The organism is Nocardia sp. FDAARGOS_372, assembly GCF_002554515.1.
GTDB classification, from domain to species: Bacteria; Actinomycetota; Actinomycetes; order Mycobacteriales; family Mycobacteriaceae; genus Nocardia; species Nocardia farcinica.
The window spans coordinates 5,504,638-5,525,155 of sequence record NZ_PDDW01000001.1 but is presented as its reverse complement, the minus strand read 5'-3'; the positions used below and the strand labels follow the sequence as shown (position 1 = coordinate 5,525,155).

24 protein-coding genes and 1 pseudogene are annotated in these 20,518 nt (G+C 68.5%); 12 read left to right on the top strand and 13 right to left on the bottom strand.

The annotated features are described in order from the left end of the window. Window positions 1-3: 3 nt before the first annotated feature. Complete coding sequence (locus tag CRM89_RS25845) at window positions 4-1,047, top strand: AAA family ATPase (protein WP_060593147.1); 1,044 nt, start codon at window positions 4-6, stop codon at window positions 1,045-1,047. Here the strand turns inward: CRM89_RS25845 and CRM89_RS25840 are convergent. Beyond that, window positions 1,037-2,110: a substrate-binding domain-containing protein gene (locus tag CRM89_RS25840; RefSeq protein ID WP_170916134.1), complete on the bottom strand. Its 1,074-nt coding sequence runs from the start codon at window positions 2,108-2,110 to the stop codon at window positions 1,037-1,039. The genes CRM89_RS25845 and CRM89_RS25840 overlap by 11 nt on opposite strands. Before the next feature lie 114 nt (window positions 2,111-2,224). Between CRM89_RS25840 and CRM89_RS25835 the strand changes: the two genes are divergently transcribed. After that, window positions 2,225-2,599: a MarR family winged helix-turn-helix transcriptional regulator gene (locus CRM89_RS25835; protein ID WP_098086532.1), complete on the top strand. Its 375-nt coding sequence runs from the start codon at window positions 2,225-2,227 to the stop codon at window positions 2,597-2,599. Between the two features lie 7 nt (window positions 2,600-2,606). Here the strand turns inward: CRM89_RS25835 and CRM89_RS25830 are convergent, their stop codons facing one another. Both CRM89_RS25830 and CRM89_RS25825 read right to left on the bottom strand, forming a co-directional pair. Continuing rightward, entirely contained in the window at window positions 2,607-4,343 is a 1,737-nt protein-coding gene (locus tag CRM89_RS25830; RefSeq protein ID WP_098086531.1) for an ABC transporter ATP-binding protein, read from the bottom strand. After that, complete coding sequence (locus CRM89_RS25825; protein ID WP_098086530.1) at window positions 4,340-6,190, bottom strand: ABC transporter ATP-binding protein; 1,851 nt, start codon at window positions 6,188-6,190, stop codon at window positions 4,340-4,342. The genes CRM89_RS25830 and CRM89_RS25825 overlap by 4 nt, the downstream gene beginning before the upstream one ends. Before the next feature lie 169 nt (window positions 6,191-6,359). Here CRM89_RS25825 and CRM89_RS25820 point away from each other — a divergent pair, with 169 nt between their 5' ends. Together CRM89_RS25820 and CRM89_RS25815 are read left to right on the top strand one after the other, a co-directional pair. Further along, window positions 6,360-6,803 carry a TIGR03667 family PPOX class F420-dependent oxidoreductase gene (locus CRM89_RS25820; RefSeq protein WP_098086529.1) on the top strand — a complete coding sequence of 148 codons (444 nt, stop codon included), beginning with the start codon at window positions 6,360-6,362 and terminating at the stop codon, window positions 6,801-6,803. Window positions 6,804-6,836: 33 nt separating this feature from the next. Next, complete coding sequence (locus CRM89_RS25815; protein ID WP_098086528.1) at window positions 6,837-7,766, top strand: RluA family pseudouridine synthase; 930 nt, start codon at window positions 6,837-6,839, stop codon at window positions 7,764-7,766. On the opposite strand, the gene CRM89_RS25810 is transcribed toward CRM89_RS25815, so the two are convergent. Then, on the bottom strand, window positions 7,763-8,167 hold the full coding sequence (locus CRM89_RS25810) for a hypothetical protein (RefSeq protein WP_060593152.1): 405 nt from the start codon (window positions 8,165-8,167) through the stop codon (window positions 7,763-7,765). The two genes, CRM89_RS25815 and CRM89_RS25810, sit on opposite strands and share 4 nt — an antisense overlap. Window positions 8,168-8,397: 230 nt before the next feature. Between CRM89_RS25810 and CRM89_RS25805 the strand changes: the two genes are divergently transcribed. From CRM89_RS25805 to CRM89_RS30550, 3 genes are all read left to right on the top strand, one after another. Further along, window positions 8,398-9,141 (top strand): CPBP family intramembrane glutamic endopeptidase, encoded by a 744-nt coding sequence (locus CRM89_RS25805; RefSeq protein WP_229434876.1) that lies wholly within the window; start codon window positions 8,398-8,400, stop codon window positions 9,139-9,141. Between the two features lie 128 nt (window positions 9,142-9,269). Next, window positions 9,270-11,000: a hypothetical protein gene (locus CRM89_RS32145; protein ID WP_098086527.1), complete on the top strand. Its 1,731-nt coding sequence runs from the start codon at window positions 9,270-9,272 to the stop codon at window positions 10,998-11,000. A 539-nt stretch (window positions 11,001-11,539) separates the two neighbouring features. After that, on the top strand, window positions 11,540-12,091 hold the full coding sequence (locus CRM89_RS30550; protein ID WP_127516314.1) for a hypothetical protein: 552 nt from the start codon (window positions 11,540-11,542) through the stop codon (window positions 12,089-12,091). A 31-nt stretch (window positions 12,092-12,122) separates the two neighbouring features. Here the strand turns inward: CRM89_RS30550 and CRM89_RS25795 are convergent. Beyond that, window positions 12,123-12,724, bottom strand: a pseudogene (locus CRM89_RS25795) (transposase). 84 nt (window positions 12,725-12,808) lie between these two features. Between CRM89_RS25795 and CRM89_RS25790 the strand changes: the two are divergent. Both CRM89_RS25790 and CRM89_RS25785 read left to right on the top strand, forming a co-directional pair. Then, the gene (locus CRM89_RS25790) at window positions 12,809-13,315 is read left to right on the top strand and encodes an HIT family protein (protein ID WP_216641988.1); all 507 of its coding nucleotides are present in this window, start codon (window positions 12,809-12,811) and stop codon (window positions 13,313-13,315) included. 261 nt (window positions 13,316-13,576) lie between these two features. Continuing rightward, window positions 13,577-13,801, top strand: a complete 225-nt coding sequence (locus CRM89_RS25785; protein WP_098086526.1) for a hypothetical protein — start codon at window positions 13,577-13,579, stop codon at window positions 13,799-13,801. Window positions 13,802-13,832: 31 nt separating this feature from the next. Here the strand turns inward: CRM89_RS25785 and CRM89_RS32325 are convergent, their stop codons facing one another. Next, window positions 13,833-14,291 (bottom strand): NUDIX hydrolase, encoded by a 459-nt coding sequence (locus CRM89_RS32325; protein ID WP_098086525.1) that lies wholly within the window; start codon window positions 14,289-14,291, stop codon window positions 13,833-13,835. Between the two features lie 123 nt (window positions 14,292-14,414). Here CRM89_RS32325 and CRM89_RS25775 point away from each other — a divergent pair, with 123 nt between their 5' ends. The 3 genes from CRM89_RS25775 to CRM89_RS25765 all read left to right on the top strand — a co-directional run bounded on the left by CRM89_RS25775 (window position 14,415) and on the right by CRM89_RS25765 (window position 17,171). Beyond that, window positions 14,415-15,791, top strand: coding sequence for a helix-turn-helix transcriptional regulator (locus CRM89_RS25775; protein ID WP_098086524.1), 1,377 nt, complete (start codon window positions 14,415-14,417; stop codon window positions 15,789-15,791). Window positions 15,792-15,806: 15 nt separating this feature from the next. Next, window positions 15,807-16,718 carry an NAD-dependent epimerase/dehydratase family protein gene (locus CRM89_RS25770; RefSeq protein WP_098086523.1) on the top strand — a complete coding sequence of 304 codons (912 nt, stop codon included), beginning with the start codon at window positions 15,807-15,809 and terminating at the stop codon, window positions 16,716-16,718. A 213-nt stretch (window positions 16,719-16,931) separates the two neighbouring features. Next, on the top strand, window positions 16,932-17,171 hold the full coding sequence (locus tag CRM89_RS25765) for a hypothetical protein (protein WP_127516312.1): 240 nt from the start codon (window positions 16,932-16,934) through the stop codon (window positions 17,169-17,171). 84 nt (window positions 17,172-17,255) lie between these two features. On the opposite strand, the gene rpsQ is transcribed toward CRM89_RS25765, so the two are convergent. The 7 genes from rpsQ to rplB are packed head-to-tail and all read right to left on the bottom strand — an operon-like array spanning window position 17,256 to window position 20,516. After that, on the bottom strand, window positions 17,256-17,525 hold the full coding sequence (gene rpsQ / locus CRM89_RS25760; protein ID WP_011207273.1) for a 30S ribosomal protein S17: 270 nt from the start codon (window positions 17,523-17,525) through the stop codon (window positions 17,256-17,258). Then, the gene (rpmC, locus tag CRM89_RS25755) at window positions 17,522-17,761 is read right to left on the bottom strand and encodes a 50S ribosomal protein L29 (RefSeq protein WP_011207272.1); all 240 of its coding nucleotides are present in this window, start codon (window positions 17,759-17,761) and stop codon (window positions 17,522-17,524) included. The genes rpsQ and rpmC overlap by 4 nt, the downstream gene beginning before the upstream one ends. Next, a complete protein-coding gene (rplP, locus tag CRM89_RS25750) occupies window positions 17,761-18,177 on the bottom strand; it encodes a 50S ribosomal protein L16 (protein ID WP_011207271.1) in 417 nt (138 codons plus the stop codon). Before rplP ends, rpmC begins: the two co-directional genes overlap by 1 nt. Before the next feature lie 3 nt (window positions 18,178-18,180). Further along, a complete protein-coding gene (gene rpsC / locus CRM89_RS25745) occupies window positions 18,181-18,984 on the bottom strand; it encodes a 30S ribosomal protein S3 (RefSeq protein ID WP_011207270.1) in 804 nt (267 codons plus the stop codon). After that, a complete protein-coding gene (rplV, locus tag CRM89_RS25740; RefSeq protein ID WP_011207269.1) occupies window positions 18,985-19,386 on the bottom strand; it encodes a 50S ribosomal protein L22 in 402 nt (133 codons plus the stop codon). After that, the gene (gene rpsS / locus CRM89_RS25735; RefSeq protein WP_011207268.1) at window positions 19,383-19,664 is read right to left on the bottom strand and encodes a 30S ribosomal protein S19; all 282 of its coding nucleotides are present in this window, start codon (window positions 19,662-19,664) and stop codon (window positions 19,383-19,385) included. The genes rplV and rpsS overlap by 4 nt, the downstream gene beginning before the upstream one ends. Before the next feature lie 15 nt (window positions 19,665-19,679). After that, on the bottom strand, window positions 19,680-20,516 hold the full coding sequence (gene rplB / locus CRM89_RS25730) for a 50S ribosomal protein L2 (protein WP_060593157.1): 837 nt from the start codon (window positions 20,514-20,516) through the stop codon (window positions 19,680-19,682). Between the last annotated feature and the right edge of the window lie 2 nt (window positions 20,517-20,518).

Sequence of the window (20,518 nt, the reverse complement as noted above, 5' to 3'; positions counted from 1 at the left end):
CGCATGCCGTACCTGACCGACATGTTCCACGACCAGAACGGGTCGCGTCGCCCGGCGCCCGACCCGGCCCCTGCGACGGGATTCGACCGGCAGGCGCTGGCTGCGCGGCTCGGCTCGGCGATTCTCGGCCAACCGGCCGCGGTCGAGGCCGTCGTGCGCGCGGTGACCCTCGCGCACGTCGGCGCGGCCGACCCGCACCGCCCGCGCGCGGCGATCCTGCTGGTCGGCCCCACCGGCGTCGGCAAGACCGAGCTGGTGCGCCAGACCGCGGCCGCACTGCGCTCGGGCCCGGACGACCTGTGCCGCATCGACATGAACGCCCTCGCCCAGGAGCACTACGCGGCCTCATTCACCGGCGCGCCGCCCGGCTACGCGGGCAGCAAGGAATCACTGACGCTGTTCGACAAGGCGACCATCGAAGGCGACCCGTACACCCCCGGCCTGGTGCTCTTCGACGAGATCGAGAAGGCCGACGCCACCGTGATCCGCGCGTTGCTGCACGTGCTCGACACCGGCGAACTGCGGCTGGCCAACGGCAAGGAGCGGATCTCGTTCCGCAACAGCTTCGTGTTCCTGACCTCGAATCTGGGGTCGGCGCAGGTGGCGCGGCGGTTGCGCGGCGGGCCGTTGCGCCGGTGGCGCGGCACCGACCGCGCGAGCACGCACGCGATCGTCCGGCGGGCGGTGGAGAACTTCTTCGACCCGGAGTTCTTCAACCGCATCGACGAGACCATCGTGCTCGACCCGCTCGACACCGACACCGCCGTGCGGGTGGCCGCACTCGAGATCGACCGGCTGGCGGCCCGCCTGGCCCGGCGCGGGGTGCGGTTGCGGTGCGACGCCACCGTCGCACCGGCGCTGGCCGCGTGCGGATTCGACCCGGTGTACGGCGCGCGCGGACTGCGCAGGCACCTGCGGGTGTTCCTGGCCGAGCCGGTCGCCGATGCCATCCTCTGCCACCGGACGCCCGGCAGCGAGGTGACGTTGTGCGCGCGGGTGGTGCAGGGGCGGGTGGTGGTGACCGCGGCCGGGGACGTCAGCGGGTGAACGTGGTCAGGATGTCGAAGTCGTAGCCGTTCGCCACGGCGAGGTGGATCCGCTGCCGGGCTTCCCGGCCGCGGAATTCCACCGTCCCGCGCGGGCCACGGTAGGCCAGCCCGTCGACGGGTCCACCCGCCGCGGCGTCACCGCGCGCGGCCAGCGTGGCGAGCAATTGCGCGCCTTCGTAACAGGATTCGGCGGCGGCGCCGATCACCGGGGCGAACCGGCCGTGCAGCGCGGTGTAGCGGGCGAGCAACTCCATCGAGTCGGCGTCGACCAGCGTGCGGAAGAACCCGGAGGCCACCACCAGTCCGCGGGTCGCGGTCTCGCCGCTGGCCAGCAGCATGTTCTCCTCCATGAGCGGACTGAACCGCAACAGGTCCTCGTGCAGTCCGCGGCGGGCGAAGGCGCGATTGAAATCCACCGCGTCCTGCCCGACCAGCAGCATCAGCACCGCGTCGCAGGACGAGCGCGCGATCCGCTCCACCACCTCGCGCATGTTGCCGCCGCCCAGCCGCACGAACGCACCGCCCACCAGGTCCAGGTCGAGCTCCCGGGCGAAGTCCCTGATGTGGTGCAACGAGCGCTGCGGCCAGACGTAGTCGTCGCCGACCACGAACCAGCGGCGGGCGCCCGCGTTGTCGCGCAGCCAGCGCAGCGCGGGTTCGATCTGCTGATACGGCGTCTCCCCGGAGCAGAAGACGCCGGGGCGCGATTCACCGCCCTCGTAGAGCGAGCTGTAGGCGTAGGGCACGCGACCGGAGAGCACCGGGGCCAGCGCGTTGCGGACCGAGGAGATGTGCCAGCCGGTCACCGCGTCGATCCGGTTCGCGGCGACCAGCCGCGCCACCTCGGCGGCGACCGCGGCGGGCTCGGCGCCGCCGTCGACGATCTCGAGTTCGACCGCCCGGCCGCGGACACCGCCCGCCTCGTTGAGATCGCGGACGGCCAGCTCACCGACCGCCTCGCAGGACGGCCCGAACAACCCGGCCGGCCCCTGCAACGGCACCACCATCGCCAGCCGCCACACCGACGAGTCGGCGCGGCGCAGCGCCGGGCCGCCGGTCACGACGGACTCCGGCGAGCGGGGGAACGCGGCGGCGCCGCGAGCTCTGATACCATTTCAGATGAAAGTATCCACGGTGTCCGCGACGCCCGCAACGGTTTCGGAAAGGAGTGCCCGATGGCGCCCGAATCCCTGACCGCTCGCCTGGTCACCGCGTCGCGGCAGCTCACCGCCGCCGTCGAGACGGTGCTCGCGGCCGAGCAGCTCACCGTGGACGACTGGCTGGTCGTCGAGGCACTCGCCGGTGTGGACGAACTCGCCATGACCGACCTGCGCGCCCGCACCCTCACCTCCGCCCCGACCCTGTCCCGTGTGGTCGACCGGCTCGCCACCCGTGCGCTGCTGTTCCGCGAGGTCGACGCGACCGACCGCCGCCGGGTCCGGCTGCACCTGAGCAAACGGGGCGAGGCCCTGCACCGCCGGGTCCGGCCGCTGGTCGCCGAGGCCGAGCAGGCGTGGTCGGCGGCGCGGCCCGCCGCCGAGCCGGTCTAGCGGCCGCTCACACCGCGGCGGGTTCCAGCCGCCAGCCCGCGGCCCGCGATCGCTCGTTCCAGAACCGCGCGTACCGACCGTCCAGCGCGAGCAGTTCCTCGTGCGTGCCGCGCTCGACGATGCGGCCGCCCTCGAGGAACAGGATCTGATCGGCGTGCGCGATGGTGGCCAGCCGGTGCGCGACCACGATGACGGTGGTCTCGCGGGTCAACTCGTGGATGCCGCGCACGACCGCCGCCTCGCTGTGCGGGTCGAGTGCGCTGGTGGCCTCGTCGAGCAGCACGATCGGCGCGTCCTTGAGCAGCGCGCGGGCGATCGAGACCCGTTGGCGCTCACCGCCGGACAGCGTCGCGCCGCCCTCGCCGACCCGGGTGTCGTAGCCCTCGGGCAGCCGTTCGACGATCTCGTCCACCCGGGCGGCCTCGGCCGCGCGGCGCACCTCCTCGTCGGTGGCGTCGGGTTTGCCGATGCGGATGTTGTCGGCCACCGAGCGGTCGAACAGGTAGACGTTCTGGAACACCAGCGACAGCTGATCCAGCAGGGTCGCCGAGGGCTGGTCGCGCACATCGTGTTCGCCGACGGCCACCCGGCCGGAGTCCACGTCGTAGAAACGCGCGGCCAACCGCAACAGCGTCGTCTTACCGGCGCCGCTGGGCCCGACGATCGCGGTCGTGGTGCCCGCGGGCACGCTGAAGGTGATCTCGGACAGCACCGGCTCACCGGGGCGGTAGCCGAAGGAGACGTTGTCGAAGACCACCGAGGGCGAGCCCGGCGTGACCGGTGCGGTGGCCTCGGGAAGCACCGGCTGGGCGAGCAGGTCGCCGATCCGCTCGGCCGCGGCGGCCGCCGAACGCAACGCGTTGCCCAGCTGCGCGGCCTGGTTCAGCGGCTCGATGAACCGCGAACTCACCGCGATCAGCGCGATCGCGGCCGCCGCCGACACCGCCCCGCCGGTGACCCGGCCGACGGCCACATACACCAGCACCAGGAACACCGCCTGCACGAACAGCGCGAACAGGATCAGTCCCGGCACGCTGGCCGCGATCATCTTCCGCCCGGCCGAGCGCTGCCCGCTCAGCGCCGCGTCCAAGGCCCGGTTGCTCGCACCGACCGCGCCGAAGGCCCGCAGCACCGGCTGCGCCTGCGCGAATTCCACCACCCGGGAGTCGGCTTCGGCGGCGGCCTCGTGCATGCGCCGGTCGGCGCCGGTGTAGGCGCGGTTGGCCAGGCCGTTCACCACGTAGAGCACCGGCGCCGCCAGCAGCATCGCCAGCGAGATCCGCCAGTCCACGAACAGCATGCCCACCGCGACCCCCAGCGGCACGATGACCCCGGTGAGCACCTTGGCCAGCAGGTAGGCGATCAGCCCCTGGACCTCGCGCACGTTCTCCACGATCAGCCGCGAGAGCGGCCCGGCGTCGCGGGTCTCGAACCAGCCCAGCGGCAGTGCGTTCAGGTGGTCGCCGATGCGGGTTTGCAGGCCGCGCTGCATGCCGATGCCGATGCGCAGCCCGATCGCGGCGCTCAGGTACCCGAACACCACCACACCGGCCACCGCGGCCAGCATGCCCAGCGCCCACAGCCAGGCGCGGCCGAGGTCGTCACCGAACAGCGCCTCGAGCACCGGCACCAGCAGCAGGTAGGCCAGCGCCTGGCACAGCGCCTGGGCGACGATGGCGGCGAACAGCTTCGGGGTCAGGTGCCGGAATTCGGCCGGGACCAGACCGAGCACGGTGCGGATCATCGAACGCCCTCTTTCGTCTCGACCAGCGCGAGGTCGCCCAGCGCCGCCTCGTTGATCTCCCACAGCCGCTGATACATCCCGCCCGCCGCGCGCAGGCTCTCGTGGTCGCCCTGCTCGACCAGCGTGCCGTTGTCCAGCACCACGATCCGGTCCACGCCGGTGATGGTGTGCAGCCGGTGCGCGATCACCAGCACGGTGCGACCCGCCACGAGCACGGCCAGCGCGTCCTGCACGGCCGCTTCCGATTCGGGGTCGGCGAAGGCGGTGGCCTCGTCCAGCACCAGCACCGGGGTGTCGGCCAGCAGCGCACGGGCGATCGAGAGTCGTTGCGCCTCACCGCCGGACAGGGTGGCGTCCACGCCGATCTCGGAGTCGTAGCCGCGGGGCAGCGCCATGATCCGGTCGTGGATCTGGGCGGCCCGGGCGGCGTGCTCCATCGCCGCCCGGTCGGCGTCCGGGCGGGCCAGGCGCAGGTTGTCGGCGATGCTGCCGCGGATCAACCGCACGTCCTGGAAGACGAATCCCACCGTGCGGTAGAGCTCCTCGCTCGGGAAGTCGCGGATGTCGCGCCCGCCGATGGTGATCGACCCGGTGTCGACGTCGTAGAACCGCGGCAGCAGCTTGGCCAGCGTGGACTTGCCGGAGCCACTGGGGCCGACCAGCGCGGTGACGGTGCCCGGCGCGAGTTCCAGATCGATGTCGCGCAGCACTTGGCGGTCGGCCCGGTAGCCGAATCCGACACCGGAGAACCGCACCAGCCCCGCCGGATCGGAACCGGCCGCCGCGCTCGGCGCGCCCTCGGCCAGTTCCGGCTCGCTGCGCAACGCGTGCAGGCGCAACGCCGCCTCACCGCCCGCGCGCAGCGCTTGGGCGCCGTAACCGAGGCCGAGCAGCGAACTGCCGAGCCCGACCCCGATCAGCAGGAACGGCAGCACGTCCAGCGGCTGTACCCAGTCCAGTCCGACCGCGGCCAGGCCCGCGACCACGACGACGAGCATCACGAACACCGGGGTCACCACGATGTCGGAGGCCGACTGCACGCCGATGATCGGCGTCTTCATCCGGTCCACGCTGCGTGCCTGGTGCTCGACGGCGGCCTGGAAATCGCTGTGCGCCTTGCCCGCCCGGCCGAACGCGCGCACCACCTGGATGCCGTCGACGAACTCGATGGTGGCCTGCTTGGTGCGCTGCTCGGACCGGTTGTAGACGACGATCCGGTCGCGGCCGTCGCGGTCGACGATCCGGCCGTAGAGCACCGCGTAGGCCACCAGCGGCAGCAGCAGCACCAATGTCAACCGCCAGTCGACGGTGCACAGGTAGATCAGGGTGACCAGCGGGACGGTGACCGCGCCGACGAACTCCAGCCGCGCGTGCGCGACCAGGTAGTGCAGCGCCTCGACATCGTCCTGCAGGTACTTCTTGACCTCGCTCGAGGTGCGCTCGCCGAACCAGCCCAGCGGCACCCGCGACAGCTTCTCGGCCAGCGCCCGGCGCAACGTCAACTGGAAACCGCCGTCGACCAGGTGCGACCAGGTGAGGGCGACGGCCTGCAGCAAGGCGCGCACCACCAGGACCGCCACCGCCGTCGCCAGCAGCCGCCAGACCCGATCGGTGTCGACCGGCTCGGCCAGCAGTTCCCGGCACACCTCCACGATCAGCAGGAACGGCACCACCAGGCACACCGAGGCCAGGCCCATGAGAATGCTCGCGACCAGCAACGGCGTGCGCACCGGCGCGAGAATCTCCTTGCGCGCCGCCGCTTCCCGTTGTTTCTCGGCTTTGCGCACCTGTTTCGGCGGGGTGTTGCCCGCCTCCCCCGCCGCCAGCGGCGTGGCCTCCACCGTCATGTCCCCGCCTCTCGACTCTGCCGGCCCGCGCCGGATCGGTCCTCATCTTCACACACCGGACCGCAACAGGATAGGTAAGGCTAACTTATTCCACGCGAGCAACTCCGCGCGCGTCGACTCCTGTCGAACCGGCCGGAATCGGACGGGCGGGACCGGTGTTCCTTCCGGTATGACCGCACCCGACCGCACCACCCCGCTCCTGGACACCGGCACCGAGTTCGGCGCGAAGGTCGCCGAACGCCTCGAGCGCGAGCAGGTCGTCTGGCTCACCACCGTGGGTCCGACCGGCACGCCGCAGCCCAATCCCGTCTGGTTCCAATGGCGCGACGGGCAATTCCTGCTGTTCAGCCAGCCCGACACCCCGAAGATCCGCAACATCCGCCGCAACCCGCGGGTCTCGGTGCACTTCAACAGCACCGTCCACGGCGGTGACGTCGTGGTGTTCACCGGCACCGCCCGCATCGCCGAGGACCGGCCGACGGAGCAGGAGATCGCCGCCTTCACCGCCAAGTACACCGAGGGCCTGCGCGACATCCCGATGACCGCCGAGCAGTTCTACGCCGACTACTCGGTGCCGCTGCGCATCGCACCGGACCGGCTGCGCGGCTTCTGACCGGTACGGGCGTACCGGCTAGAGTGGGCGGCGATGAGACGCAGGCAGCAGCCACCGTTGCCGAAACGGCACGGCCTCGATCCCGCCCGGCTGCGGCTGCCGGAAGCGGGCGAGTGGGCGACCATCCGCGATCATCTGGTGCACCGGCTGCCCCGCGTCGCACCCGAGCGCATCGATGAACTGCTGCGGGCGGGCGCGATCGTCGATCTCGACGGTCCGATCGCCCCCGACGCACCGTATGTGCCCGGCGGCGCGGTGTGGTTCCATCGCGATCTGCCCGACGAGGTCGAGGTGCCGTTCGACCTGACCGTCGTGCACCGCGACGAGACCGTGTTGGTGGTCGACAAGCCGCATTTCCTCGCCACGATCCCGCGCGGTCAGCACATCCGCCAGACCGCGCTGGTGCGGTTGCGCGAACAGCTCGGCCTGCCCGATCTGGTGCCCGCGCACCGGCTGGACCGGGTGACGGCCGGGCTGATCCTGTTCGTCGTCGATCCGGCCCGCCGCGGCGCCTACCAGACGATGTTCCACCGGCGCACCGTGCGCAAGCAGTACGAAGCCATCGCGCCCTATGATCCGGAGCTCGCGCTGCCCCGTGTGGTGCGCAGCCGGATCGTGAAGGAGAAACACGTGCTCGCGGCCCGGGAAGTCGAGGGCGAGCCGAACGCCGAGACCCTGGTCGAACTGCTCGAGCACCGCGACGGGCTCGGTCGCTACCGGCTCACCCCACACACCGGCCGCACCCATCAACTGCGCCTGCACATGAACAGCCTCGGCGTGCCGATCCTCGGCGACGACTTCTATCCGGTGCTCACCGACAAGCCGGTCCACGAATTCACCCGGCCCCTGCAACTGCTGGCGGCGGTGCTCGAATTCACCGATCCGGTCACCGGCGAGCCGCGCCGCTTCGAGAGCACCCGCTCGTTGCAGGCGTGGACCGACTACCCCGGCTGGGCGGGCTAGGACCCCATCCAGCCCAGCGGCCCGGCGCCGCAGGTGGCGCTGCCGGTGAGCGTCGGCTCCGCGACGTCCACCTTGATCTCGTAGGCCAGCCCCTGCAGGGCGGCCAGCGTGTGGGTGCCCGACCTGCCCGGCTTCCACTGGATGGTCGCCACCCCGTTGACCGGCTTGACCGGACTGCCCGCGATCACCAGGGCGTTGTCGTAGAACCAGACCTCGAACCAGTGGTTCACCTTCGCCGTCAGCTGGTAGACGCAGCCCGCCTGCGGGTTCCGGCTGTTGACCGTCAACTCGTCCACGGTGGCCGCCGCGTGGGGCGCCCCGACCACCACCGCACAGCTCACCACCGCCGCCGCGCCGAGCCCTGCGGTGAGACGACCGAACCGGTCGCGGGTCCTGCTCATCGAATCACTCCTTGTCTACCTCGCACGTGCGGTGCGGATGAGCGGACTGTATCGACCGTCCAGTTCAGCCGGGCCGAAATCGGGAAAATTCTGAAACGCGTTTCATTCACTCGGTGTCGCAGCCCGTACCACCAGCACGTTCGTTCCCCGGCGCGCCGGGTACCCGACCGGTGATGACCTCCCGCACAGCACCCCGAGAACCGGCCGATCCGCTCCGTACACTGGGCCGGGTGCGTGAATCCGACCCCGTGGCCGCGACCGAGCGCGGCCGCCCGCTGCATGCCTACATCGATGTGGCCGTGGTGGTGGTCGTCCTGGCCTGCACCAACCTCATCGCCCACTTCACCACGGCCTGGGCGAACATCGTCGCGGTGCCGGTGGCGGCCGGCATCCTGCTGGCCCTGGTCCGCAGACGCGGACTCGGCTGGGCCGAACTCGGCCTCTCCCCCCGGCACTGGCGCCGCGGCTCGGTCTACGCCCTCGCCGCCGTCGGCGTGGTGCTCGCCGCGGTCGCGATCGGCGCGCTGCTGCCGGTGACCCGCCCGTTCTTCCTCGCCGACCGCTACGCCACCGTCTCCGGCGCCCTCATCGCCTCGATGATCGTCATCCCGCTCCAGACCGTGATCCCCGAGGAACTCGCCTTCCGCGGCGTCCTGCACGGCACCCTGGACCGCGCCTGGGGCGCGCGCGGCGTGTTCGCGGCCGGGTCGCTGCTGTTCGGGCTCTGGCATGTCGCCTCCTCGTTCGGGCTCACCAGCGGCAACCGCGGGCTCAGCGGCATGCTGCCCGGCGGCCCGCTCGGTCAGGTCGTCGGCATCGCGCTGGCCGTGCTGGCGACCGCCGCCGCGGGCACGGTGTTCACCTGGCTGCGCCGGCGCAGCGGCAGCCTGCTCGCGCCGATCGCCCTGCACTGGTCGGTGAACGGGGCGGGTGCGCTCGCCGCCGCGATCGTCTGGCACACCACCCTCGCCTGACCCTTCCGCCGACCTGCCGGTCGTCGTCCTCGCGTTGACCAACCCCCGGCCCCGGTTTAGTCTCGTCGCGTTCACACATACGTTCGAGCAACCGTGCGGCACCGACCCGCGCCCGGGGAAGGTCTTCGATGTCCGAGCACCAGCCCGCCGACGCCGACCGGACCGGCGACGAGATCGCCGCGCTGGCCCGCCGGGTGCAGACCGCGCGCGGCAAACTCCCCCTGCAATACGACTCGGCCCTGGTCGAGGTGCTCTCCGACGCGGAGATCGCCGCCGAACGCGAACTCGCGGAATGGACGAGGGCCCGGCGCCGCGCCCAACGCCGCCGCGCCGTCCGCGTCGAACTGGCCGCCGAGAAGCGCGACCGCAGGGCGGCGGCGCGGATCCGCCGCGCCGAGGAGGCCGACGCCCGCTGGCATCGGCGCGCCCTGGCCGCCCGCAGGCGGGTCGCCAACCAGGACGCCCGCCTGGCCCAGCTCTACCGTCGCGCCGAATGGTCCTCGCGCGCCCTGATCGCCGTCGTCGTGCTCGGCATGGTGTGGGCGGGGGTCAACGTGCAACGCAACCTCGTGCCCAGCGGCGACATGTCCGACCCGCTGTACTGGCTCAGCTACGGCATCGAGGCGATGATCTCCATCCCGATCATCACCATCATGATCGTGGCGACCACCGCCGCCCGCTGGGGCCGCGAACTCCCGCGCGGCAAGGTGGTGTTCTTCGAGGTCGCTCTGCTGGGAACGACGATCGCGCTGAACACCGGACCGCACCTGGCCGCCGGGGATTTCGGGCGGGCCGCCGAATACGCCATCGCCCCCGCGATGGTGGGTGTGGTGATCTGGCTGCACGCGTGGGTGGCGGCGCGGTATGCCCAGCTCATCGACAGTGTGGAGGTGGACGAAGCGCCGGTTTCACAGCCGTTCCCGACCGCGCACGTCGATCCCACCGCGCACCCAGCGGACACCGATATGCCGCGGACCGCGACAGCATCCGTGACCGGCGATCGTCCGGCAGTCGCGCCGCCCACCGACGACGCCCTCCCCGCCGACCTCTACGCCGCCCCGTTGGCCCTGCTGACCGGCGGACTGACCGACACCGACGAACAACCCCGCCCCGCCCGCGTCCGCGCGGCGCGGCCACCCGCCCCCACCGTTCCCGCAACGCCCGCCCCGCGCCGCCGCAAGCCCACCGCCACCGACCGCGCGCCACTGCTGTCGACCTGGGTCGACGGACAGACCTTGCGAACGGTCACCACGGCCCCCGCCCCGGTCATCGACAGGCCCACCGAAGGCGATCCACCAGCGGATTCGCAACCGTCGCCCGCGCGCCGCCGCACGCGCGAATCCGCGGCGCGCCGCCGACCCGCCGAATCCCAGCCGGCCGCCCCTCACACTCCGGACGCTCCGATCCCACCGCCGGAACCGACGCCCCGCCGATACCCCGCGGTTCCCGAACCCGGGACGTCCGCCCAGAACCCGCACCAGCCGCAACCCGCGAACACCGCCCCCGCGCTGCCCCACCGCGCGCACGAACCCGCCGCCCCGCCGGAGCCCTCCCCCGAGCAGCTGGCCTTCATCACCGAGCCCGACCTCGCCCTCACCGAGCCGATCACCCCCGACCCCGACCCCATCGCAGTCGAGGCCGACGACGCCGACGCCCAGATCTGGGCCGTAGCCCGCGCCATCGCCGACCACGACCACTCCCCGCTCGCCGTCGACCAGATCGCCGAAATCCTCACCCTCGCCGACCGCTCCTGGAGCGCGTCCGCCATCGCCACCGAAGTAGGCGCGGACATAATCGCGGTCGAGCGGACACTGCACGCGGGCCACAGAATCGGCCGAGCTGTCGCAGCCATCGATTGAGGCGGAGCCATTCGACGTGCAGGCTTCCTAGCCGGGGGGCTGGTCGAACCAGTTCGCCGACGATCTGATGAAGGCGATGGGGTTTCTCAGGTGGCGATATCGAACGTCTCGCGACAAGCAAGTGAACGGCCACCGTCAGCGGCGATGGACGAACAGTCCTGGGGTTGCTACTCGAGCGCGGCTTCGGTGATTTGAACCGGCCTGCATGGCCCTCGCCGACGACATCGACATTGCTTGCGCAGGAATAGTAGAAGCGATAAGAGATGCGCGGCGGCACGTGCGCAACGGGTCGAACACATCTCAGCCGCAGCGATTCGACATTCCCCTGATCGACTCGGGCGATCGCACCCTAGGTCTCGACGTCAACAGCTGGCAACCACGGAAACCGACGGGAAGGCCATTCGGAGATGGTTAGGACGCAACCTCTGCGGGCGTCGTTCACGACCGTGTGTATCGCGGTGGCCGTCTCGGCATGTGCGCGCGAGGCTGCGGTTTCGGATCTTCCTCGGTTCGATAATCTCCCGAGAGGATGCGCCGCATTGTCGCGGGCAGTCCAGCCCGAGCTGGTGGAATTTGCCGGTGAGCTCTACACCACAGATGAATTCTCCCGGATGAATCTGGACGATGCGCCGCAGCCGATGCGAGAGTCGCAGTACGGTTGCACGATCCGCTTCGCGCTCTTTTCCACGACGGACAGATCGGCTGGGTCCCCGAAGGTGCGGGCCGTTCGCGTGCTATTCGATATCGGTCGCGGCAGCGACCCTGTGGGTGATGCACGGACGAGCATTTGGGCGGCAAGGGAGTACGCGACCAAGATATCTCCGACCGAGGAAGAGCCGTCGTCGTTAAACCTGGGCGACGAAGCGCTGGTTATCGCGCAGGAAGACTCGATTCGCGGCGCGACCTCGCAAGTTACTTTTCGCCTGAGTAATATGGTTGTCGACGTATCGGCGTCTGGTCAAGACGTAACGGAACACGACTCTCTCTCGGACTCTCCTGCATCTGCCGAACTGAAGAGTTCCGTTCGAAGAGCTTCGGAGGCCCTGGCCCGCAAAATCGCCGCTGATCTCGATTCCATCATCAATGGGTAGAGATCTCGGGGTATACCGATGAGACTATTTCTCATGTCGCGGGTTTCGCCTTGGCGAGTTTCTTGTAGCCGGTCAGAGCTGCGGCGAGGGTGACGCATCCTAGGAAGTGTGTGGCTTTGCGGTCGTAGCGAATGTTGAGCCGGTGGTAGCCGGTCAGCGAGGAGATCGTTCGTTCGATGACTCACCGATGGCGGCCAAGGCGGTCGCTGGGTTCGATGCCTTTGCGGGCGATACGGACGACGATGCCGCGGCCGCGGACCCACCTACGTAGTTCGGAGTGGCATAAGTCTTGTCGGCGTGCAAATTCGCCGGTCGACGCCTGGGTGGACCACGTCGGGACCGCACCGGCGGAATCGCTCGAACCAGCGGCCGGAGAGCATCGGCGTCGTTAGACCGGCTTCGGTCCAGGCGGTGAACCGGCGGCGCGCTGTCGGGACGGTCAACCCGAACGAGGGCGGCAGCATCCGCCACGCGCAACCGCTGGTCAGCACGAATCCCGCCTCGGTGAACACCGCACGCTCACCGACCGGCGCGGTCCCGCTGCCCTGGGCGGACCTCGAACTTCGGCAACAACCGCTCGACCGACGCCCACAACCCATCCGGTACCAGACGCTGCGACAGAACATCGATCACGACCAGACATAATGCAGCACAGACGCTTACGACTCACGCCGCGTGGGTTTCGACGATACGAGACACGCTCTTGCTTGGGAGGGAGTGATCAATCACGTGCACGGGAAACGGGTGCCGTTCGATCTGACGGAGTACGAAGAACGGGTGCGATCAGGGTCTTGCTTCATCTGTGACCTGGTCGCCGGGGCGCCGGGGTCCGAACATGAGATCCTGCTCGACGACGGAACGCATATCGCCTTCCTCGGCAGGTATCCGACGATGTACGGGCATGTTCTGGTAGCACCGAAGTTGCACCTCGAGCATGTGGTACGAGACTTCGAGCAGGGTGGCTATCTGCGGCTACAGGCGGTCGTTTACAGGGTTGCTCGCGCTGTCGAAGCCGTTGTGCCGTCCGAACGAACCTATCTGCTCTCGCTCGGTAGCCAGCAGGGCAATGCTCATGTCCACTGGCATATCTCGCCCCTGCCTCCGGGCACTCCGTATGAAAGCCAGCAGTTCCATGCGCTGATGGCGGAGAACGGCGTTATTCCATGGTCACCTGCGCAAGCGGCGGAGCTGGCCGCGCAGTTGCGGGCCGAACTCGGTTCGTGAACGCCGCAGCGATGCCGCGGCACTGACCTGCTACAGGAAACTCACGAATGCCCGGACGCTACGACGTGAGGCAAGGCTCTGAGACGGTCTCTTGCCTTCGTCGGATGCGGTGTCCAGGGATCGGGCCTGTCAGCGAAGACAAGGCGACATGCGGCGATCGCCCTTGGAGATGCGACTGTAAACACCGGCCGATCCCCCGTCGATCAGTAGTCACCACCGTGTGGACGGTGACCCACCGACCCGACCGAGGAGATCCAGCCCATGCAGTTCACCACTAAACACGCTCTCGGCGTATCGATCGGCGCGGCAACCGGTTACACCGCCTACGACCTGTTCGCCCGCAGCCACGGCAGTACCTGGCCGAACGACCTCACCGGTTGGCTCACCGTCGCTGTCACCGCCCTGCTGGTGGCCGTCGGCGCGGCCGTGGCCCTGCGCATCGTCGTCGCGATCAGCAACCGGAAATACGCGAACCCGTCCGAATAGCCGGGTTGACCAGGCGCGGTTCAGTGCGGACTCAACCGAGCGACGCTTCCCCCACGAGCACTCCACGCTCCAGATACCGCGTCTCCCCCGCAACAGCGGACGCATAAGCATGCCGAACCCGCCGCGCCAACCGATCGATCACCAACTCCCCCACCTCGCCCACCGGTACCCACCGCCACTCAACCAATTCCGCGGAATCCAAACGAATTTCCGCACCCCCGATCGCTCCACAATCGAACACATACAACACCTTGTCCCCCTCCCCCGTCATCGGTGCCCAATCATGCACAAGCAGCCGCCGAACCTCCCGCACTATCCCCAACTCCTCTCGCACCTCCCGTCGGCACGCCGCCGCAGGCGACTCCCCGGGCTCCACATACCCACCCGGCAGATCCCACCCATCGCCATAAACCTTGTGCACCAACAGAACCCGCTCCCCTTCCCGAAACAACGCCCCCGCCGCCAACCGAGCCGAAGCCAAGTCCTCCATTGCACCCTCCTGGGCTCACCAACTCGTCGAACCGTACGCCACTGCGCCCATAAGATGCGGCGCGCGTACGGGAGATCTGGGTAACACAGCACGGAGAAGGGAGCACGTGGATACGCTGGAGTCGTGCCGGATACGGGAGATCCGCCGCTCGCCGCAATCATCAAGGCGTACATGAGTGCGCACGGGATCTCTACCCACGACGAGATGGCCCGCGTCCTCGGCGTGGAACGCAGCCTGGTGACGAAGTACATCAGTGGTGCCAGAAGATGCCGAGACATAGCACAGCTGCGCCGGTTCGCGGACGCGATGGACCTCCCTGCCGAAGCCCTCGGATTGCTGAACACGCCTGCTGGATTGCGTACACAGAGCGACGACATACGGCAGTGGCAGTTCGTGCGGCAGAGCCTGAATCGAAACCGGTATGCGCTCACCACGATTGCGGCCCGGATGTACTGGGACGCGGAACGGATCGAAAACACCACCTGTCTCACGAAGGCAGGCTGGATCGCCGAGTCTCCGGTCGAACTGGCCGCGGTCGAACTCGAATTCGATGGCGAGGTGAACAACCCCTTGCTGAGCGGAACCGAGATCGAGACGGAGTCAGTGCGCCCGGTCCGGGCCGACGGCACCCGATTCGAGCGCTACAGTCAAGCGATCCGCACTATCGCCCGACCCACGCTGTTCGAGAATCGCACGTCATACCGGCTGATGGATGCTCGCTTCGGCCGATCACACGGTCGGTTGCGATTCGGTCTGACCACCTATTTCGACATGGTCGACGTGTGCGAGGCGCTCGCGCACGAGACCGCCGCTGCGTGGCTGTCCCGCACCGGGACACGGCGGCTCGAGATCGACGACCTGCCGTTTCGCCGACACATCGGGGATCTGTTCGACACGACCCGGCGAGCGATATTGCCGAGCATCAACACGCTGACCGTCCGACGGGGTCATGATGGGGCTACGTTCTTCTTGCACAGACGAGGAACCACGTCGGTCACTCTCGCTCCCGGGTTGAGTCATATCATCCCCGCCGGTGTCTTCCAGCCCGCAGCGATCGGCCCGTGGAACATCAGGCGAGACTTCGACCTCTGGCGGAATATGATCCGCGAGTTCTTCGAGGAGTTCATGGACGCTGCGGAGCACGACGGCAGCCGCGGGACGTCGATCGACTACGAAGCCGACCCGTATCGATCATTGTCCCTGGCGCTGAACGAAGGTCGTGTGAAAGCCTGGTGCTTCGGGATGGGCTTCGACCCGTTGACACCAGCGGGTGAAATTCTCACCGTGGCTGTCTTCGACGCTGATGTGTTCGATGAAGTGTTCACCCGGATGGCGCTGCAAAACGCGGAAGGTGAGCTGTATCCTTCCGACCCCGGCACGGTCGGAATACGCTTCACCTCCGCCAATGTTCGCCGGATTCTCAACCACGAGCCGCTGGCCGCTGCCGCCGCGGCGTGCATCGCACTTGCCTGGAAGCATCGCCAACTGCTGGTGCCGTGATGACACCATGGAAGAGTGCGCGTACTCGTCACCGGAGGCAATGGCTATCTCGGCCGAGCGGTCGTCGACCAACTCGCCGCAGCGGGCCACGAGCCCGTCGCGATGGTTCGCGATCCCGATCCGGTCCGCCGCGCGAACACTCGCGTGGCCGATCTTCTCGATTCCGCCGCCGTACAGGCGGTTCTGTACGGTATCGACGCGGTGTGCCATCTGGCGGCGCGCACCCGTGCCAGAGAGTCGATAGTCGACCCCCTTTCGTATTTTCAGGTGAACACGACAGGAACTGTGATTCTGCTCGAGGCAATGGCGGCGCACCGGGTATCACGGTTGGTTTTCGCCTCCACGGGCGCGATCTATGGAACACCCGATCGCCAGCCGATGACCGAGGACCTGCCGGACTTGCCGCCACACCCGTACGCCGCGAGCAAGCTGGCTGCCGAGTTCGCGGTCCAGGCCCAAGCGCGCGCCGGTGCACTGTCGGCGACAATTCTGCGTTTCATGAACATCGCGGGTGGAGATGATCGCGATCCGACCCGCTTGATACCTCGGACAATCGCAGCCGCACAAGGGCGGGGCACCCTCGAGATCAACGGCGACGGCAGTGCGATGCGCGACTACCTGCACGTCAGCGACGCGGCACGCGCAATCCTCGCGTCGGTCGAGGATCCACCGCCGCGCGGTGAAAGCGTGCGTTACGTCGTCGGCAGCGGATGCGGGACCAGCGTCGCCGAGGTGGTTGCCGCGGTCGAACGTCGCACCGGCCGCCCGGTCCCGGTGCGCCACGGTCCGACTGCTCCGGAACCACCCGAGCTCGTCAGCGACTCCACGAGGATTATGGCCGAGTTGGGCTGGCGCCCTGCCTGCTCCGATATCGACACGATCGTCAGCGATTCCTGGCGGCACGCTCGAGCGACCACCGAACCATGATTCGAGAATTCACCACGTCGCTCCCGTGACAAATCGTCACACCGCGCCCGGACATCCATTGGGACGCTGTGCCTATGAGCGCCGAACTCCCACCCATTGACCACACCGTGCCGCCGGCGGGATTGAACGTCGGCGAAGCCCACAGGGTCATGCAGGCACAGATGGAACGAGCAGGACCAGATCGAAATCCGGGTCCTCCAGGAGGTGATCGATGTGACCGAGCGCTACCTCGGACGGCACGAACAGTCCGGCGGACAGGTGCTCACGTCACGTTCCCGGATCTACGCCGCTGTGGTGCATCTCGTCATCACAAGCGCCCGCGAACAGACCTTCCGGGCAACGCTCGACAGCGCCGACATCCTGGACACGTTGCTCGACGGAGCTGAAGACGCCGATGACCACCACGACTTCATGGGCGATGTCCTGCGCCCCTTTCTCCTGAGCGCGATTTAGACGCAGGGCGTGAAATACGGACGAAGGCCCGCTTTCCATTGGAAAGCGGGCCTTCGGGCTTTCGACCTCAGCCGAGGAGTCGACCTACTTGGCCTTCTCCAGGACCTCGACCAGACGCCAGCGCTTGGTGGCCGACAGCGGGCGGGTCTCCATCAGCTGCACGCGGTCGCCGACGCCGGCGATCTCGTTCTCGTCGTGCGCCTTCACCTTCGAGGTGGTGCGGATGATCTTGCCGTAGAGCGGGTGCTTCACCCGGTCCTCGAGCTCCACCACGATGGTCTTGTTCATCTTGTCGGACACGACGTAGCCGATCCGCACCTTGCGGCGGCCACGCTCCACAGTCTTCTCGCTCATGCCGCATCTCCCTTACCAGCGGGTCCGGTGGCCAGACCGAGCTCACGCTCACGCATGACCGTGTAGATGCGCGCAATCTCGTGACGAACGACGCGCAGGCGACGGTTGTTGTCCAGCTGACCCGTCGCCATCTGGAAGCGCAGGTTGAACAGCTCTTCCTTCGACTCACGCAGGCGGGAGACGAGTTCCTCTTCGGTGAGCTCGCGGAGCTCTGCGGCCGGTGTACCGGTTGCCATCAGAACTGCTCCTCCCTGGTCACGATCCTGCACTTCATCGGGAGCTTGTGCATCGCGCGGCGCAGGGCCTCACGAGCGGTCTCCTCGTTGGGGTAACTCATCTCGAACATCACGCGACCGGGCTTGACGTTCGCGACCCACCACTCCGGCGAACCCTTACCGGAACCCATGCGGGTCTCGGCGGGCTTCTTGGTCAGCGGGCGATCCGGGTAGATGTTGATCCAGATCTTGCCGCCACGGCGGATGTGGCGAGTCATCGCGATACGCGCGGACTCGATCTGCCGGTTGGTGACGTAGGCAGGCTCGAGCGCCTGGATGCCGTAGTCACCGAAGGCCACCGACGTGCCGCCCTTGGCCATACCGGTGCGGCTCGGGTGATGCTGCTTGCGGTGCTTGACCTTACGAGGCATCAGCATGCGTCAGCCCTCCTGATTCTCTGCCGGAGCTTCCACCACCGCGGTGGCGGCGCGCCCGGCCTCAGTGCTGGTCGCGGTGGTGCCGGTGGAACCGGACCGACGCGGACGGCTCGGCCGCTCGCGGCGCGGACGATCACGATCGCCGGCCGGAGCGCTCGCGGCGGTCAGCTCACGCTTGCCACCGACGATGTCGCCCTTGTAGATCCAGACCTTCACGCCGATGCGACCGAAGGTGGTCTTGGCCTCGTAGAGGCCGTAGTCGATGTCGGCGCGCAGCGTGTGCAGCGGCACCCGACCCTCACGGTAGAACTCCGAGCGCGACATTTCGGCGCCGCCGAGGCGGCCCGAGCACTGCACCCGGATGCCCTTGACGTTCGGCGAACGCATGGCCGACTGGATGGCCTTGCGCATCGCGCGACGGAACGCCACACGGTTGGACAGCTGCTCGGCCACACCCTGGGCGACGAGCTGGGCATCCGACTCGGGGTTCTTGACCTCGAGGATGTTCAGCTGCACCTGCTTGCCGGTGAGCTTCTCCAGCTCGGCGCGGATGCGGTCGGCCTCGGCGCCGCGACGGCCGATCACGATGCCCGGACGCGCGGTGTGGATGTCCACCCGCACGCGGTCACGGGTGCGCTCGATCTCGACCTTCGAGATGCCCGCGCGCTCCATGCCGGTGGCCAGGAGCTTGCGGATCGCGACGTCTTCCTTCACGTAGTCCGCGTACTGCTTGTCCGCGTACCAACGGGACTTCCAGTCGGTGGTGATACCGAGGCGGAAGCCGTGGGGATTGATCTTCTGTCCCATTTACTTTGCCCCTCCCTTCCGGCGGCCACGAGTGCCACCGGCGGTGGGGACGCTCTCGACCTCGATGGTGATGTGGCTGGTGCGCTTGCGGATCCGGAACGCGCGGCCCTGGGCCCGCGGCTGGAAACGCTTCAGGGTCGCGCCCTCGTCGACGTACGCGGTCGAGATGACCAGCGTGGCCGGATCGAGGCCGAGGTTGTTCTCGGCGTTGGCGGCGGCACTGGCGACGACCTTGGCGACCGGCTCGCTCGCGGCCTGCGGCGCGAACTTCAGGATCGCGAGGGCGTCCTCGACCCGCTTGCCGCGGACCAGGTCCACGACACGACGAGCCTTCATCGGGGTGACGCGCACATGCTTGGCGGTCGCCCGGGCGGTGGGGTTCTGAGTCTCGGTCGTGGTCATCGCCGCTTGCTCTTCCGGTCTTCCTTGACGTGGCTCTTGAACGTCCTGGTCGGCGCGAACTCACCGAGCTTGTGCCCGACCATGTTCTCGGACACGAACACCGGAACGTGCTTGCGGCCGTCGTGGACCGCGAAGGTGTGACCGATGAAATCCGGGGTGATGGTCGAACGACGCGACCAGGTCTTGATGACCTGCTTCGTGCCCTTCTCGTTCTGCACGTCCACCTTCGCCTGGAGGTGGTCGTCGACGAACGGGCCCTTCTTGAGGCTACGTGGCATTTCTTACCTCCTCCTTCAGCGCTTCTTGCCGGTCTTGCGGCGGCGGACGATGAGCTTGTCGCTCGGACGGTTGGGCTTGCGGGTGCGGCCTTCCGGCTGACCCCACGGCGAGACCGGGTGGCGACCACCGGAGGTCTTGCCCTCACCACCACCGTGCGGGTGGTCGACGGGGTTCATGACGACACCACGCACCGTGGGACGACGGCCCTTCCAGCGCATACGGCCGGCCTTGCCCCAGTTGATGTTCGACTGCTCGGCGTTGCCGACCTCGCCGACGGTGGCGCGGCAGCGCACGTCGACGCGACGGATCTCGCCGGAGGGCATACGCAGGGTGGCGTAGGGGCCTTCCTTGCCGAGCAGCTGGATGCTCATGCCGGCGGCACGGGCCAGCTTGGCGCCGCCGCCCGGACGCAGCTCCACGTTGTGGATGGTGGTACCGGTCGGGATGTTGCGCAGCGGCAGGTTGTTACCCGGCTTGATGTCGGCGGTGGGGCCGGACTCGATCGGGGTGCCCTGCGTGACGCCCTTGGGCGCCAGGATGTAGCGCTTCTCGCCGTCCACGTAGTGCAGCAGCGCGATGTTGGCGGTCCGGTTGGGGTCGTACTCGATGTGCGCGACCTTGGCCGGGATGCCGTCCTTGTCCAGGCGACGGAAGTCGATGATGCGGTAGGCGCGCTTGTGCCCGCCACCACGGTGGCGAGTGGTGATGCGGCCGTGGGCGTTACGACCACCGCTCTTGGTCAGCGGACGCAGCAGCGACTTCTCCGGGGTGGACCGGGTGATCTCGGCGAAGTCCGAGACGCTGGAGCCGCGGCGGCCCGGCGTTGTCGGCTTGTACTTGCGAATTGCCATGA

Coding starts and splice junctions, on each gene's coding strand:
- CRM89_RS25845 (WP_060593147.1), top strand. CDS start 4: ATGCCGTACCTGACCGACATGTTCCACGACCAGAACGGGTCGCGTCGC.
- CRM89_RS25835 (WP_098086532.1), top strand. CDS start 2,225: ATGGCGCCCGAATCCCTGACCGCTCGCCTGGTCACCGCGTCGCGGCAG.
- CRM89_RS25830 (WP_098086531.1), bottom strand. CDS start 4,343: ATGATCCGCACCGTGCTCGGTCTGGTCCCGGCCGAATTCCGGCACCTG.
- CRM89_RS25825 (WP_098086530.1), bottom strand. CDS start 6,190: ATGACGGTGGAGGCCACGCCGCTGGCGGCGGGGGAGGCGGGCAACACC.
- CRM89_RS25820 (WP_098086529.1), top strand. CDS start 6,360: ATGACCGCACCCGACCGCACCACCCCGCTCCTGGACACCGGCACCGAG.
- CRM89_RS25815 (WP_098086528.1), top strand. CDS start 6,837: ATGAGACGCAGGCAGCAGCCACCGTTGCCGAAACGGCACGGCCTCGAT.
- CRM89_RS25810 (WP_060593152.1), bottom strand. CDS start 8,167: ATGAGCAGGACCCGCGACCGGTTCGGTCGTCTCACCGCAGGGCTCGGC.
- CRM89_RS32145 (WP_098086527.1), top strand. CDS start 9,270: ATGTCCGAGCACCAGCCCGCCGACGCCGACCGGACCGGCGACGAGATC.
- CRM89_RS25785 (WP_098086526.1), top strand. CDS start 13,577: ATGCAGTTCACCACTAAACACGCTCTCGGCGTATCGATCGGCGCGGCA.
- CRM89_RS32325 (WP_098086525.1), bottom strand. CDS start 14,291: ATGGAGGACTTGGCTTCGGCTCGGTTGGCGGCGGGGGCGTTGTTTCGG.
- rpsQ (WP_011207273.1), bottom strand. CDS start 17,525: ATGAGCGAGAAGACTGTGGAGCGTGGCCGCCGCAAGGTGCGGATCGGC.
- rpmC (WP_011207272.1), bottom strand. CDS start 17,761: ATGGCAACCGGTACACCGGCCGCAGAGCTCCGCGAGCTCACCGAAGAG.
- rplP (WP_011207271.1), bottom strand. CDS start 18,177: ATGCTGATGCCTCGTAAGGTCAAGCACCGCAAGCAGCATCACCCGAGC.
- rpsC (WP_011207270.1), bottom strand. CDS start 18,984: ATGGGACAGAAGATCAATCCCCACGGCTTCCGCCTCGGTATCACCACC.
- rplV (WP_011207269.1), bottom strand. CDS start 19,386: ATGACCACGACCGAGACTCAGAACCCCACCGCCCGGGCGACCGCCAAG.
- rpsS (WP_011207268.1), bottom strand. CDS start 19,664: ATGCCACGTAGCCTCAAGAAGGGCCCGTTCGTCGACGACCACCTCCAG.
- rplB (WP_060593157.1), bottom strand. CDS start 20,516: ATGGCAATTCGCAAGTACAAGCCGACAACGCCGGGCCGCCGCGGCTCC.